Origin of the sequence: Psychrobacter sp. Arc9, from assembly GCF_041431295.1 — a bacterium.
Lineage (GTDB): Bacteria > Pseudomonadota > Gammaproteobacteria > Pseudomonadales > Moraxellaceae > Psychrobacter.
In genome coordinates, this window is the sequence record NZ_JASMRK010000019.1 from 37607 (window position 1) to 52274 (window position 14668).

General features: G+C 44.9%; 11 protein-coding genes and 1 pseudogene. 6 read left to right on the forward strand and 6 right to left on the reverse strand.

Translation table 11 applies throughout. The annotated features are described in order from the left end of the window. The first annotated feature begins 27 nt into the window (after window positions 1-27). From QO187_RS10265 to QO187_RS10280, 4 genes and pseudogenes are all read left to right on the forward strand, one after another. Complete coding sequence (locus QO187_RS10265) at window positions 28-900, forward strand: TIGR03915 family putative DNA repair protein (RefSeq protein ID WP_102093792.1); 873 nt, start codon at window positions 28-30, stop codon at window positions 898-900. Between the two features lie 150 nt (window positions 901-1050). Then, a complete protein-coding gene (locus QO187_RS10270) occupies window positions 1051-2373 on the forward strand; it encodes a glycosyltransferase family 4 protein (protein ID WP_102093790.1) in 1323 nt (440 codons plus the stop codon). Window positions 2374-2426: 53 nt separating this feature from the next. Next, window positions 2427-2618: pseudogene (locus QO187_RS10275) on the forward strand (agmatine deiminase family protein); the annotation flags it as partial. 144 nt (window positions 2619-2762) lie between these two features. Further along, the gene (locus QO187_RS10280) at window positions 2763-4136 is read left to right on the forward strand and encodes an NAD-dependent succinate-semialdehyde dehydrogenase (RefSeq protein ID WP_102093789.1); all 1374 of its coding nucleotides are present in this window, start codon (window positions 2763-2765) and stop codon (window positions 4134-4136) included. A 78-nt stretch (window positions 4137-4214) separates the two neighbouring features. On the opposite strand, the gene QO187_RS10285 is transcribed toward QO187_RS10280, so the two are convergent. From QO187_RS10285 to QO187_RS10295, 3 genes are all read right to left on the reverse strand, one after another. Next, on the reverse strand, window positions 4215-5657 hold the full coding sequence (locus QO187_RS10285) for an APC family permease (RefSeq protein ID WP_102093787.1): 1443 nt from the start codon (window positions 5655-5657) through the stop codon (window positions 4215-4217). 325 nt (window positions 5658-5982) lie between these two features. Continuing rightward, window positions 5983-7242, reverse strand: coding sequence for a 4-aminobutyrate--2-oxoglutarate transaminase (gene gabT, locus QO187_RS10290; protein ID WP_102093786.1), 1260 nt, complete (start codon window positions 7240-7242; stop codon window positions 5983-5985). Window positions 7243-7443: 201 nt separating this feature from the next. Continuing rightward, the gene (locus QO187_RS10295; protein ID WP_102093785.1) at window positions 7444-8907 is read right to left on the reverse strand and encodes an NAD-dependent succinate-semialdehyde dehydrogenase; all 1464 of its coding nucleotides are present in this window, start codon (window positions 8905-8907) and stop codon (window positions 7444-7446) included. A 220-nt stretch (window positions 8908-9127) separates the two neighbouring features. Between QO187_RS10295 and QO187_RS10300 the strand changes: the two genes are divergently transcribed. Further along, window positions 9128-9898 (forward strand): IclR family transcriptional regulator, encoded by a 771-nt coding sequence (locus tag QO187_RS10300; protein WP_102093784.1) that lies wholly within the window; start codon window positions 9128-9130, stop codon window positions 9896-9898. A 53-nt stretch (window positions 9899-9951) separates the two neighbouring features. On the opposite strand, the gene QO187_RS10305 is transcribed toward QO187_RS10300, so the two are convergent. Further along, window positions 9952-11160, reverse strand: coding sequence for a CaiB/BaiF CoA-transferase family protein (locus QO187_RS10305; RefSeq protein WP_102093822.1), 1209 nt, complete (start codon window positions 11158-11160; stop codon window positions 9952-9954). Window positions 11161-11365: 205 nt separating this feature from the next. Then, a complete protein-coding gene (locus tag QO187_RS10310) occupies window positions 11366-12550 on the reverse strand; it encodes an acyl-CoA dehydrogenase (RefSeq protein ID WP_102091151.1) in 1185 nt (394 codons plus the stop codon). A 176-nt stretch (window positions 12551-12726) separates the two neighbouring features. Here QO187_RS10310 and QO187_RS10315 point away from each other — a divergent pair, with 176 nt between their 5' ends. Then, on the forward strand, window positions 12727-13554 hold the full coding sequence (locus tag QO187_RS10315) for an IclR family transcriptional regulator (RefSeq protein WP_102093782.1): 828 nt from the start codon (window positions 12727-12729) through the stop codon (window positions 13552-13554). A gap of 75 nt (window positions 13555-13629) precedes the next feature. Here QO187_RS10315 and QO187_RS10320 read toward each other — a convergent pair whose 3' ends face one another. Beyond that, complete coding sequence (locus QO187_RS10320; protein ID WP_102093781.1) at window positions 13630-14616, reverse strand: hypothetical protein; 987 nt, start codon at window positions 14614-14616, stop codon at window positions 13630-13632. Window positions 14617-14668: the final 52 nt, after the last annotated feature.

The window sequence follows — 14668 nt, forward strand, 5'->3', positions numbered from 1 at the left end:
ATTTATGATAGAAATGTAGGATAAAACATGTCAACACTTATGCAAAATGACTCTTACGCTGTCAGTCAATTGACGCCTAGCATTGTACTGTATGAGCCTAGCTTTGAAGGTTGGCTGAGTGCGGTGTTTTATGTCTATGCCAATCGTCTACAAAACGATATGTCACTAAAGCTAACTGCTCAAGATTGCTATGTGCCCTCACTCATCGCTCAGGCAACTAACGTGGCAACTGATGAGGATAAAGCCGAGCGCGTGTTGGTCAAATTAAATACCTTATTGGGTCGATCAGGTATGCGAAATATCTTGTGGGGTTTTTTATCAGAGAAGGACGATATTGGCACAACATTGTTTCGTGTGGTCAAATACGCCATCGACTACCCTAGCCGTCAGATCATGCAGGATTTGGGTAATTTGGACGTGCTTGAGCTGGTGCAGACAGTCAAATCGGTCGGCCGTGAGAAACACCGTATGGAAGCGTTTGTACGTTTTGAGCATACGGCTGATGATATTTATTTTGCACGTGTAGAGCCTGATTTTAATGTACTGCCATTGATTGGAGAGCACTTTCGTCAGCGCTATCAAGATCAACACTGGGCGATCTATGATCTAACGCGAGGCTATGGCATCTATTATGATAAAAGTAATAGCACACCATCACGCCCAGCAAAGCTGCAAACCATCACCGACCTCGATGATGCGGTACTACGCAATCCTGCCAGCATCCATAGTCCTGATGAGCAGCGCTATCAAAAGTTCTGGCAAGGTTACTTTACCAACGTCAATATCAAAGAGCGCAAAAACCCTAAGCTGCATAAGCAATATCTCCCGCAGCGCTACTGGAAATACTTGAGTGAAAAACAAGTGCTGCCCAATGCTGAGCACTTACAAAAACGACGCTAACGGCTTTTGGTGTTTATTAATCCACGTCTTACGCTTATATAGTCTAAAAACCCCCTATCTGACCTCATCTTTTTATCTTGATGGTTGAGTTTTAATCGCTTTTAACTGACAATAGCAAATTGATATTACTAACCGGTGACCAACGCTATTATGAAAGTTATGCGCTTACTGTCGTCTCTAAAGCATGATGAATCCGAGCGCGGCATTTTTCATCTTGGGCGAGCATTGGTCAAAAATGAGCACACCTCTATCATTGTTTCGAGTGCCGATGAAGACAACGACTTGGTTAGACGTCTCAAACGTGATGGCAATATATACCATCAGCTGCACGTGAATAAAAAGTCCTGGCTATCGCTATTGCAAGTCTCTGCACTGCGGCATTTGATAGAAAAGTACGAACCTGATGTCATTCATGTACATTCACGTACCCCTGCATGGATATTGCATTTGGCACTGCGCCGTGCTCGCGTTAGACGTTTTCCCAAACTGGTCTCGACCATGTATGGTTTTTATCCAATCAATAAATATTCTCAAGCCCTACTCAATGTTGATACGATAATCACCGTATCTGATAGTGTCACTCAATACTTAAAAAAAGGACTGCGCATCGAAGACGTAGATCCTAAAGTCATCACGCGTATCTATCGTGGTATCGATACTCGGCGCTACCCTTATCGTCATAATCCGTCGGTTTATTGGTTACGTCATACCTTTGCTGAATACCCTGAGCTTGAGCACAAAAAATGGCTCGTATTCCCAACTGTCATCGGTAATGAGTACGGGCAAGAGTGGCTCATCGATATCTTGGGTAACCTGCAAGAGCAATTCCCAAATATTCACGTCATTATTATGGATGAAGACTATAAAGACGGCGATGTCGCTCATGAAGATTTTCGCCAACGTACTAATAGCTTAGGTTTAGCTGAACGCATTACCTATGTGGGTAGCAAGCGCAATGATATGCGAGAATGGCTATCGGCGGCCAATATTGTCATGGCACTTGCTAATGAGCCCGAGTCAATCGGTATCAATGCCCTACAAGCCATACATCTAGGTACGCCAGTTATTGGTTGGGATCAAGCTGCCTTTAGCGAGATTTTACAACCGCTCTACCCGCAAGGACTGGTAAAAAAGTACAATGCCAATGCGCTTTGTAAAGCGGTTAGAAATCAGTTAGAAAGTGTGACGCGTCCTGAAATGACCAACAAATTCACCATGCGTGAGATGATTGAAAAGACGCTTGAAGTCTATCAAAGCTTACATGATGCGGCGCTTGCCGAAGAACAAGCCGAAGCAGATGCTATTGCGGTTCGACGCATCAAACGCAGTTTAAAAAAAGCATCTAAACCTGCCCTGAATGTCGCTGTGAAAAATATCGAACCTGTTGCTAAAAATCCAAAAATAAAGCTAACCAAAGAAAAATCGAAGGCAACGGATAATGTCGATACGACAGAAACAACTGAAGACAATTAACCACTGTAGACACTCTCCAATCTCATGATACCAAACCTCGCCTAACGGGTGATGTTTGTATCGCCTCCTATGCCAATTTTTTGATTTGTAATGACGCGGTCATCGTACCGCAATATGATGATATAAATGATGCACTCGCCATCGAGCAGCTTGAAAAAATCTTTCCGCAGCATCAGGTAGTGGGAGTACGCACAAAAGAGATTGTCTATGGCGGCGGTAATATTCATTGTATTACCCAGCAATAACCTGTAACCAAAGCGTCACTCTAAAACACGCCGCTTGGTATAGAATGAACCCTAATAAATCGCACTTATTAGCAACTGAAAGTATAAGCATAAACCCAAAAATGGATTTTAAACCCAAAAACACGCTAAAAATAAGGAAAAAGTATGAGCGATTATCAAATCAACAATCCAGCCACTGGCGAACTAGAAGCCACTTACCCTACCGCCACTGAACAAGATATCCAGCAAGTCATTGAACAAGCCGACACCGCTTATCAAGATTGGCGTAAAGTGCCATTAAATGAGCGCAGTGCATTACTGCATAAAATCGCTGATATCTATCTTGAGCGTCAAGACGAGCTGGCTCGTATCGTGGCGGGTGAGATGGGTAAACCCGTTGCACAAGCCAAGGGTGAAATCGGTCTGGTCGCTGAGATCTATCGTTACTATGCAGACAATGCTGAGCAGCTACTCGCGCCGAATACCATTGACGTTGACTCAGGATCAGCTTCGGTAGAAAAATGTCCTGTTGGCGTTCTACTCGGTATCATGCCGTGGAACTATCCACATTATCAAGTGGCACGTTTTGTCGCGCCAAACTTTATGGCAGGTAATACTATTATCTTAAAGCACGCGCCTCAATGCCCTAAGACTGCAGAAGTTATCGCTGATATGTTCAAAGAGGTCGGCGTACCTGAAGGTGTTTATAACAATATCTTTGCCACCAACGAGCAGGCAGCGACTATTATTCATGACAAGCGTGTACAAGGTATCTCACTCACTGGCTCTGAGCGCGCTGGACAAGCCGTTGCAAAAGAAGCTGGCGGCGCACTCAAAAAAGTCGTTTTAGAATTGGGTGGTTCAGATGCCTTTATCGTCGCAGCCGATGCCGATATCGAACAAGCGATACAAGGCGCTATCTCTGGTCGTTTTGGTAATACTGGACAAGCCTGTAACGCAGCCAAGCGTTTGATCGTCATTGAATCCGTCTATGACAAATTCGTCGAAGGCTTTACCAATGCGGTCAGCAACATGACTTTGGCCGACCCGCTTAAAGAAGATACGTTTATTGGCCCAATGTCATCAAAAGCCGCTGCGGTCAACTTGCAAGCGCAGTTAGACAGTGCTATCCAAGCAGGTGCGACAGTATTAGTAGAAGGCGGCATGGACAAAGACAAGCCTGGTGCTTGGTTTAAGCCTGCGGTACTGACAGGTGTAACTGAATCCATGGATGTATATCGTGAAGAGCTGTTTGGTCCTGTAGCAGTCGTCTATAAAGCAAATGATATCGACCATGCTATCAAGATTGCCAACGATGTGCCTTTCGGTCTTGGTGCCTCTATCCAAACGCAAGATGCTGCCCTAGCTGCTGACATTGCTGACAAATTGGAAGTGGGCATGGTCACGATCAACGCACCTTCTGGTACGGAAGCAAACACACCATTTGGCGGCGTTAAACGTTCAGGATTTGGTCGCGAGCTTGGCACACTTGGTATCACTGAATTCTTAAACTATAAACTGATTCGTGATAAGTCTTAATAGATTAAAACCTTAGTTAAATAAAAAAAGCCTAACGTTTGACGTTAGGCTTTTTTATGAAAGGTAATTAAAGTAAGTCTACTTTTTATATGGATTTTCTTTTAACCACTGCTGGTTAGCCGTTTTTAGCTCGCGCAGTTCATGATCCATAATGTCTTTACTCTTACCAGGATTCTTCATCGTAGCATAACCGTACAATACCCCACCAAGTACGATCCAGCCAAGGAAAATCCACCACTCAATAGCGACAAGTGCTGATGGCATACCTGGTAGATATAGTGCCAACATACCAAGACTCAAGATAATAGTGATAATACCAACCAATTTACCTGCTGGTACTCTAAACGGACGTACCATATCAGGCTCACGGTAGCGCAGCACTAAGAATGAAAGAGCCACACAAGTATAAGCAATAACAATACCGAACCCGCCAGCATCTACAATCCACACCAGCATTTTACGACCAAATAATGGCGCAAGTGTCGCGAGACCACCGATTAATAAAATCGCATTGACGGGCGTATTATATTTCGGATGCAGTTTGCATAAAAACTGTGGCAACATGTGCGTTTTGCCCATAGCATATAGCAGACGACTACCACCGATAAGAAACGCATTCCAGCTCGATAAAATACCCAGCACACCGCCAATAACCAGCAAGGTACCAGCCCATTTGCCATTCCAAGCATTTGTCATCGCATCAGCCGTTGCCAATGTTGAGTCTTGTGCTTGTAATAGCGGTAAAGTCTTGCCCACACTCCAAGCGACTGCTACATACCACAGCACCGCGATAATAATAGAGACAATCAAAAACTTACCGATGTTCGGACGAGATAGATTGATTTCTTCTGCAGCTTGGGGAATGACATCGAAGCCAACGAACAAGAACGGTACCATCACCATCACCGTCATGATGCCACCCATACCGCCAATAAAGTTAGGCGCTTGTACGGTATTAGAAGTTTCAGGACTAAACAGTAACGCACCCACGAACAGTAATATACCTACACAGAAAATACCAACGACTGCTGTTTTTTGGAACCACGCACTGACTTCCATACCGCGTATGTTCAGCCAAGTAACAATCACTGAGCCAAGCATCCCGACGCCTACCCAAGTGGCGTAAACATCCCAGCCAGCAACATTCCAAAGATACCCTTGGCTATAATTAGGAATAATGTATTCGACGACGGTGGGCAGTGCTACTGCTTCAAAAGCAACGACGGAAAAATAACCAAACAAAATACTCCATGAGCAAATAAAGGAGACATTGACTCCTAACGCTCGATGGGTATAAGTATGCTCACCGCCAGTAATTGGCATGGAGGCCGCAAGTTCAGCATACGTCACACCAATCAATACGACTACCAGACCGCCTATTAAAAAGGCGCTAATTGCGCCCCATATACCTGCCGAGATGATCCAACTACCTGCCAGTACAACCCAGCCCCAACCGACCATTGCACCGAATGCCAGTGCAATGATATCGAACACCCCTAGCGACTTTTTTAATTCAGACATAAACTACTCCTTGTCTGTGTTTCATCCGTGTGAGCCTGTTACAGCTACACTATTTTTGTTTCATGGGATCATACCCATCATGTTTGTTGTGTCTGTCGCGTCGCCGAAAAACTTGTATTTGCCGTCGGTATAGTATTCAAACAGCAAAAACAAAAACGGCGTCTTGACTTGCAAGGCGCCGTTAAAAAACTCACTCAAAGCGAGTGTTATAAGGGCAACCCTTGCCGTTATCTTTCATACAATCTTTTAACCAATATCGGTACTTGAACTAGCTGTACTTGGTTAAAAGCGCTCCATCGCTAAAGTAAATAACACTCAGTATTGCTTATGCCGTTAGAATACCTTTGATGATATCAAGGCCTTCTTGTAGCACTTCATCTTCAACCGTCAATGGCACCATCACACGAATGGCATTGCCATACATACCACAAGACGCTAGTAGCAAACCTTGCTCAAATGATTCTGCTTTTAGATTGGCAGCAGCGGCAGCATCAGGTTTGCCTTCGCTATCAATCAATTCAAACGCTAGCATAGCGCCCTTATGACGGATATGACCGATACTGCTTAGGTTCAAGCCTTTTAAGAATGAAGCAATGGCATTGCCAATCTCGATACTACGCTCAAGTAAGTTCTCTTCTTCGATCACTTCCATAACTGCAAGTGCGGCCACACAAGCCAGTGGGTTACCAGAATAAGTACCACCCAAACCACCGACTTGCGGCGCATCCATAATGTCAGCACGCCCAATGACCGCAGAGATAGGATAACCACCAGCCAAACTCTTCGCGGCAGTCATTAGATCAGGCTCAACCCCTAGCTGTTCACCTGCAAACAAGGTACCGGTTCTCGCAAAACCACACTGTACTTCGTCAAAAATAAGCACGATGCCATGCTCATCACAGATGTCACGTAGCGCTTTAGCGAATGACGGCGTTACTTGATGGAAACCACCCTCGCCTTGGACTGGCTCAACGATCATTGCTGCCACTTCACTAGGATCGATGTCTGCTTGGAAGATCATGTCAAGGCTATGTAGCGCTTGCGCTTCTGTTACGTTCAGCTCTTCTGCAGGGAACAACGCATGGAATACTGGTCCTGGCATCGGGCCAAAGTTCTTTTTGTATGGTAATACTTTGCCTGTCAGGCTCATACACATCATGGTACGACCATGCCAGCCACCAACAAAAGAGATTACGCCTGGACGACGGGTTTTAGCACGAGCAATCTTGATGCAGTTTTCAACCGCTTCTGCGCCAGTGGTCAAAAAGAACGCTTTAGTATCGCCGCTGATAGGCGCTTTTTCGCATAGCTTTTCAGCCAGATCCACATAGCATTCGTAATTAATCATTTGCGCCGCAGTGTGCGTAAACTTGTCTAGCTGCTCATGGACACGTTGAGTGATTTTTGGATGGCTGTGACCCGTGTTCAATACTGAGATACCACCGACAAAGTCGATATAGCGCTTGCCTTCGATGTCCCAGATTTCTGAGTTCTTTGCTTTTTCTGCAAAAATAGGAAAGGCAACCCCAAGTCCTGTTGGTAAAACAGCTTTGCGGCGCTCAAGTAATGATTGATTGGTAGTCATGGGAATGTCCTTTTCTTTGTTCGTAACATAAGTGCCATCTAGAGATTGGCGGTTTATTTGATGTTTGTCTTTGTACTCAGTAGATATCAAATGGTGCTTGTTTGACTCAAAACACCACAGACATCTAAAAATTTGCGCTAGTTGATGCGTTGCTAACTGTTACTTTGCTAGTTATTAAGCCAACTAATTAGGTTATGGCTATTAGGTGATATCAGAGCACCAGTATTTGGTCGTGATATAGTCTTCGATACCATATTTTGAGCCTTCACGGCCAAAGCCAGACTGCTTCACACCACCAAATGGGGCAACTTCTGTAGAAATCAAACCCGTGTTGTGACCGATGATGCCGTACTCAAGACCTTCGGTAACGCGCCATGAGCGGGCATAGTCGCTACTATAGAAGTAAGCGGCCAAGCCATAGATAGTATCGTTAGCAGCACGGATAACTTCTGCTTCGTCTTTGAAGGTAAAGATGGTCGCAATCGGTCCGAAGATTTCTTCAGAGGCGATGTCCATATCACTGCTAATATCTGTAATAACCGTTGGGTTATAAGTCAGTTCTGATGCGTCATTGACACTACCACCAGTGACCAGTTTTGCGCCTTTATCCAGAGCATCTTTTAGCAAGGCTTGGATTTTATCTAACGCTTTTTTGTTGATAAGAGGACCAATATCGACACCCTCTTCTAGGCCGTTACCTACTTTTAATTCAGCGACTTTTTTGACAAATACGTCTAAGAATTTATCTTTGATGCTGTCTTGCACGTATACGCGGTTGGCACAGACACAGGTCTGACCAGCATTACGATATTTAGAAGCGATTAAACCAGCAGCGGCTTTCTCTAGATCGGCATCATCAAAGACGATAAATGGCGCATTGCCACCCAACTCTAACGATAGCTTCTTAATAGTTGGCGCGCATTGTGCCATCAGCGTACGACCTACTTCTGTAGAGCCTGTAAATGATAGTTTATGGATGCGTGCATCACCCGTTAGGATGTCGCCGATGACAGAAGACTTACCGGTTACGACCTGAATGACGCCAGCAGGAATACCCGCTTGCTCTGCCAATACACCTAGTGCCAATGCAGAGTAAGGTGTCTCGGTAGCAGGTTTGACGATAATCGTACAGCCTGCTGCTAGTGCAGGAGCAACTTTGCGCGTGATCATCGCAGCTGGGAAGTTCCAAGGCGTGATAGCAGCACAAACACCGACTGGCTGCTTAAGAACGACATGACGTAGCTGTGTGCTATTGGCAGGAATCACATCACCATAGACGCGCTTGCCTTCTTCGGCAAACCAACGGATAAAGCTGTTGGCATAACCTACTTCACCACGTGATTCAGTCAGCGGTTTACCTTGCTCAGCGGTCATAATGATGGCCAAATCTTCTTTATTGGCATCGATTAGATCAGCCCATTTTTGCAATAACTCTGCACGCTCTTTGGCTGTTTTTGCTGCCCAGTCTGCTTGGAAATCATGAGCGTAAGCAACGGCTTCGTTAACATCTTCTGTGGTGAGACTTGGTACAGTACCAATGAGCTCACCATTAAAAGGATTGTTGACATCAAGCACAGCTTCATCACTAGCAGCATGCCAGCCGTCTTTAATGAAGCAAGATTGTTTGAGTAAATCTGGATTTGATAACTGCAGCGCGTGTGACATGTTGACGCTCCTTGTCATATAGGTATGTTTATAAGAGTGGATATAATAGTAATCATGAGATAATGATTGATAATTGTTTTTTTGTTCAATATACTGAACACGTATTCTATATACGAGACATCATTATAAGAACGATATGACGCGATTTGCAACCCTTATTCTCATTATTTTAAAAATTATCTTGTATTTTCTGATTTTCTTTTATTTTTATAGGTTACTTATGAGCTCGACTGCCGTGCCTGCGCTAGACAAAACGTTTCAGATTTTGGACTTGATTACTGATAGCTCACAGCCTCTGACAGCGGCTCATATCGCAAAAGAGCTTGGGCTACCACGTAGCTCCACTCACAATATCTTGCAGAGTCTATTGTCCAAACATGTCATTTACAAAGACCCTGAAAGCCGTTTTTATTTGGGTTCATATTTGATGTACTGGGCAGGTAAGTACGAGCAGCAGCAAGGCGTGGTGCAGTTATTTAAAGATTTGATTGTGCAGTATCCGGTACTTCTTCAGCACACTGTTACCTTGTCAAAACTTGATTTGGGCGAAGTGGTATTTTTGGCTTGTCATGAGTCACCTGCGCCGCTTGGCTTTACTTTTCGTGCAGGCGTTCGCGTACCTGCCGTATTTTCTGCGACAGGCAAAGCCATGCTATCCACGTTGTCGATGGACAGTATCAAATCATTATACAAAGACACGTTTCCGACGCCGATGACCCAGTATGGGGTCAAGAATTTTACCGATTTGGCAACTGAGCTTGCAGCGATACAAGAAAGCCGAGTGTCTCTCGATGATGGACAGTTGCGCGATGGGATGTACTGCTTGGGCACTTACATCCGTAATGCATCAGGCAATGCGGTCGCTGGTATGGCAGTGAGTTTTTTGCAAGGAGAGTATGAGTCTAAACGGGCTGAGGTCAGTGCGGTATTGATTGAATTGGCGGAGCAAATTGAGCAGCATTTAGGCTTCAATCCTAACGCTGAAAGGTAGCGTTAGGACTAAATACCAGTGTAGGTCTAAAAAATATAATCCAAAAAATTCTGCTAAACAATTCCATCGGCTTTTAGCTTTGCGATCATCTCGCTGTCATAGCCCAGTTTAGCAAGTGTGCTATCAGTATGCTCGCTCAACTGCGGTGGCGGCGTGCGATAGCTGACTGGTGATGCGGATAACTTGATAGGGTTACCAAGTGCGCGTACTGGACTGCCTTGCTCGGTGAAATTAACAATCATATTCCTTGCTTGCGCTTGCGGCATGGCCAGGGCTTCAGCCACGTTATGAATCGCACCGCATGGAATACCTGCTTGGTCTAAAACCTCTAGCCAATAGGCGCGTGGCTGATTAGTAAAATGCTTAGTCAGCTCACCGCACAGCAGTTCGCGATTGGCAACGCGTTGTGGATTGGTCGCAAAGCGCTCATCGGTATGCCAATCAACTGCTAGCACCTCACACAGTTTGGCAAACTGACTGTCATTACCACAGGCTAAAATAAAGTGCTGCTCGCCCTCGCCCGCAAATACTTGATACGGCACGATATTAGGATGCTGATTGCCCAACCTTGGCGGTATCTTATCGGATGCCAAATGATTCATGCCGACATTGGCTAGCATGGCAAGCGCACTATCAAGCAACGCCACATCAACGTGTTGACCAACACCAGTATTTTGACGCGCCAGCAGTGCCGCCTGAATACCAATCGTTAGCTGCAAACCTGCAAATAAATCGACGACTGCCACGCCAACTTTGTGCGGTTCGCCATCACTAGGGCCTGTGATGCTCATCAGTCCTGATAATCCTTGGATAATATAATCATAACCAGGGCGCTTGGCATCTGGCCCTGTCTGACCAAATCCTGTCAATGACGCATAAATCAGCCGCGGATTGGACTGTTTTAGGCTGTCATAGTCTAAGCCGTATTTTTTCAGGCCACCGACTTTAAAGTTCTCAACCAAGATATCACTCTCAGCGATTAGCTGTTTAATGATGGTTTGCCCTGTCGGCATAGTGATATCTACCGTCAGCGATTTTTTATTGCGGTTAATGGTAGCGTAATAAGCAGAGGTATCATCGCTGAATGTTGGCGGTGCCCAATGACGCGTCTCATCACCGATATGAGGACGCTCAACCTTGATGACTTCGGCACCCAGATCAGCAAGTACTTGTGTGCAAGAAGGGCCAGCCAGCACTCTCGATAAATCGAGCACCTTGATACCATGCAATGCGCCCTTTGGCATATTAGCCATATCAAACATATCTGTCATGAGATTCCCTTACTCTGTCGCGTATTTTTTGACTTTTTAATCATAAAATTGTTATTCAGGATGTAACTACTTAGCAATTACATCCTGAATAACAACTGAAAAACGTACGCTACTGTTAATGCTCTTTTGATAAAAAGCCAAGCAGTAACGTACGTCATAAAATACAGTTGTATCAAAAATTATTAGCTAAAAACGCTTAAAAGAACGCTTGAATGCCTGTCTGTGCACGGCCTAGGATAAGCGCATGAATATCATGTGTACCCTCGTAAGTATTGACGGCTTCCAAGTTCATCACGTGACGAATGATATGGAATTCATCAGAGATACCGTTACCGCCATGCATATCACGAGCGATACGAGCGATATCAAGTGCCTTGCCGCAGTTGTTACGCTTAATGAGTGAAATCATCTCAGGCGCAGCGTTGTCTTCATCCATCAAACGACCAACCCGTAGCGCTGCTTGTAGACCTAAGGTGATTTCTGTCTGCATATTGGCAAGCTTTAGCTGTACCAGCTGCGTTGCCGCTAGCGGACGACCAAACTGTTTACGATCGAGCGTGTACTGACGGGCGGCTTTCCAGCAGAATTCAGCCGCACCCATCGAACCCCAAGCGATACCATAACGGGCTTTATTTAAGCAGCCAAATGGCCCTTTTAGACCACGGATATCTGGGAAAGCATTGGCTTCAGGAACGAACACTTTGTCCATGACTATCTCACCCGTAACTGACGCACGTAATGAGAACTTGCCCTCGATTTTCGGCGCAGATAATCCTTTCATACCTTTGTCTAAAACAAAACCGCGAATCTCGCCAGCATCGTCTTTTGCCCACACGACGAATACGTCAGCGATAGGACTGTTGGTGATCCACATTTTATTGCCAGTCAGCTCATAACCGCCATCCACAGCGCGCGCACGAGTAGACATCGATGAAGGATCAGATCCTGAATCTGGCTCAGTCAGACCGAAGCAGCCTACATACTCACCTGTGGCAAGCTTTGGCAAATACTTTTCTCTTTGCTCTTCTGTACCATACGCCCAAATAGGATGCATAACCAAGCTTGATTGCACGCTCATCGCTGAACGGTAGCCCGAATCAACGGCTTCCACTTCCTTGGCAATCAGACCGTAAGCAACACTCGATAAGCCAGCACAGCCATAACCTTCAATCGTGACACCAAGTAAGCCCATCTCACCCATTTGACGCATGATATTACGATCGAAATTCTCGTTGCGATTAGCCTCGATAATGCCAGGCATCAGCTCTTTTTGAAAAAACTGACGCGCGCTGTCGGTGACCATGCGCTCTTCTTCAGTGAGCTGGTCACGTAGTAAAAAAGGATCTTCCCAATCAAAGCGTGGGCTAGTAGATGTTGCCATGTGGATCTCCTTGGTATCAGTCATCCTGACTGACGAATAGTGATTGATATATCATTTGGTCTAACAAGTCATTGACTTTATTATTCCGCTGTGCGAAACTTAGTTTCATAATTTAAAACCATTTAACCAAACTTTCGCTGCCCTGTAAACCTTTATCAAAAAAAGATGAGTATAAAATGACGAAACCCTTATCAACAGCTACTCCACTACTCGGACGAATGGATCACCTGATGGGTCAAAGCAAGGAAGAGAACGATCGACAGTTTGTGACGGCACTAGGTCGTGGATTGGTTATACTGGCTGCCTTTGAACACCATGAGCGCCTTACCCATCAGCAACTATGTCAGATGACCAAACTGCCAAAAGCGACCATTAGTCGCCTGATTCATACCTTGACCACGCTTGGGTTTTTGCGTACTAATGAGCACGGACAGTATCAACTGGGCAGTAGTGCAGTACGTCTCAGTGCGACCGCATGGAGTCGTCATGACATGGTGGCATACGCTGAGCCATTACTGCGACAGTTCGCTAGTGAAAACGAAGTATCGGTGAATTTGGCAACCGAAGTCGAAGGAGAAATGCGCTATCACGCCTGTTGCCGTAGTCCTGCTCGCCTATCAGTCAACTTGCAGGTTGGCTCCGCCGTACCTGTCGCACGCACTGCCATTGGACGTGCTTTTTATGCGGTAAGTACGCAAGCGAGAAAGGCGGTCATCATTAGTAATCTACAAGAGAATTTGTCTGTTGAAGATTATAACCATGCGCAAACTGCCCTAGCCAGTGCGGCAGAGCATTATGAAAAATACGGCTATACCGTGTCTGATGGGGAATTTTCTACTGATATACTGGCAGTCGCGGTCGGGGTCTATGATGTTGCAACAGGACAATACGCGTATTCGCTGAATGCCAGTGTGCCAAGTGCTAACTGGGAAGCGGATGAGTATGCTGCGATGATCGTGCCAAAATTACAGGCGTTAGCGGAGCGGATTGGTGGTGGGATTTAGAATAGTAATATGATGAAGATATAAGCCTTCTAGCCAGTCATAACACTTTTCTATTGATATAAACTAAAGAGCTGGTTAATTGGCTGGCTCTTTAGCGTCCAGTACCCACACCGCATCATGCCCGACAAAATAAGTATGATGATTCGCGACTTCTATATTATAGACATGATCCTCATAAGAGTTAGGGCAAGCGTCATAGTAATTCTCCATTTGCTCATGGATACTTTCCTCTGTTAAACCTTTTGCATTACCATATTTTTTAATTCCACGTACATTATTCTTATATATGAATTCGTCGGAAATCTTATTTTCTCTTATTACCTTGCCATTAAACATCAAAGGCGCGTTTACATATTCAATATAACTTTCTACTGAATGAGTATAAGAAACATTATCCTGTAATAGACGAATGTTCAAAGCCTTATATAGCTCTGGGTCAACTAAGAACGGTGCTTTTTGATTGATCAGCAACTTGGCATCAGAGGTTTTCCAATTAAGTGTTTTAATTTCTTCTTTGAACGCTTCTTCTGTATTAGCTAAACTAACAAACTGATAGCCACTATCTGAAAACTTCACAAACTGAACCAGACCATCTTCCTCCCAAAAGTCTTTATCTTGTATACTTTGTAGATAGGCACAGCCTTCAGGATAGTTCGGCAAGGTACGCACAGGGATAAACGAGTAATCATCAAGTGCAATCGTATCACCATGAGCAGACGTTAGATATCCAGCTGGTAAACGCTCCGCCGATAACCACTCACCCTCTAAATCTTCAGGCTGCCGAGTTACCCAAAATGGGTGGTTGCTGGTACATAAGATATAGTTTCTACCCTTCTCACCTTGCTTGGCTACCGTTTCGTTAAAGTATTCAACTTTAAAGATTCTTTCCTTTTTCGGGGATGTAAACGTACTTATGACAGGCTTATACTCTATATCACCGCTACCATCTTCAGGCTTGAAGAGTACAGGCTTTGATAAAATTAAGTCGCCCACTTTGATATCTTGGATTGGCACTAGACCCTTATCCGTATGTACCAAACCCCAGTTCGGGATAAGCCACATTGTAACTCATTGATACTATTTACAATATGGCTACCTGTCCCTGCTGAGGCAT

What these genes read in the sequence shown, in the direction of transcription:
- QO187_RS10265 (WP_102093792.1), top strand. Translation starts at nt 28, where the DNA reads ATGTCAACACTTATGCAAAATGACTCTTACGCTGTCAGTCAATTGACG.
- QO187_RS10270 (WP_102093790.1), top strand. Translation starts at nt 1,051, where the DNA reads ATGAAAGTTATGCGCTTACTGTCGTCTCTAAAGCATGATGAATCCGAG.
- QO187_RS10280 (WP_102093789.1), top strand. Translation starts at nt 2,763, where the DNA reads ATGAGCGATTATCAAATCAACAATCCAGCCACTGGCGAACTAGAAGCC.
- QO187_RS10285 (WP_102093787.1), bottom strand. Translation starts at nt 5,657, where the DNA reads ATGTCTGAATTAAAAAAGTCGCTAGGGGTGTTCGATATCATTGCACTG.
- gabT (WP_102093786.1), bottom strand. Translation starts at nt 7,242, where the DNA reads ATGACTACCAATCAATCATTACTTGAGCGCCGCAAAGCTGTTTTACCA.
- QO187_RS10295 (WP_102093785.1), bottom strand. Translation starts at nt 8,907, where the DNA reads ATGTCACACGCGCTGCAGTTATCAAATCCAGATTTACTCAAACAATCT.
- QO187_RS10300 (WP_102093784.1), top strand. Translation starts at nt 9,128, where the DNA reads ATGAGCTCGACTGCCGTGCCTGCGCTAGACAAAACGTTTCAGATTTTG.
- QO187_RS10305 (WP_102093822.1), bottom strand. Translation starts at nt 11,160, where the DNA reads ATGTTTGATATGGCTAATATGCCAAAGGGCGCATTGCATGGTATCAAG.
- QO187_RS10310 (WP_102091151.1), bottom strand. Translation starts at nt 12,550, where the DNA reads ATGGCAACATCTACTAGCCCACGCTTTGATTGGGAAGATCCTTTTTTA.
- QO187_RS10315 (WP_102093782.1), top strand. Translation starts at nt 12,727, where the DNA reads ATGACGAAACCCTTATCAACAGCTACTCCACTACTCGGACGAATGGAT.
- QO187_RS10320 (WP_102093781.1), bottom strand. Translation starts at nt 14,616, where the DNA reads ATGTGGCTTATCCCGAACTGGGGTTTGGTACATACGGATAAGGGTCTA.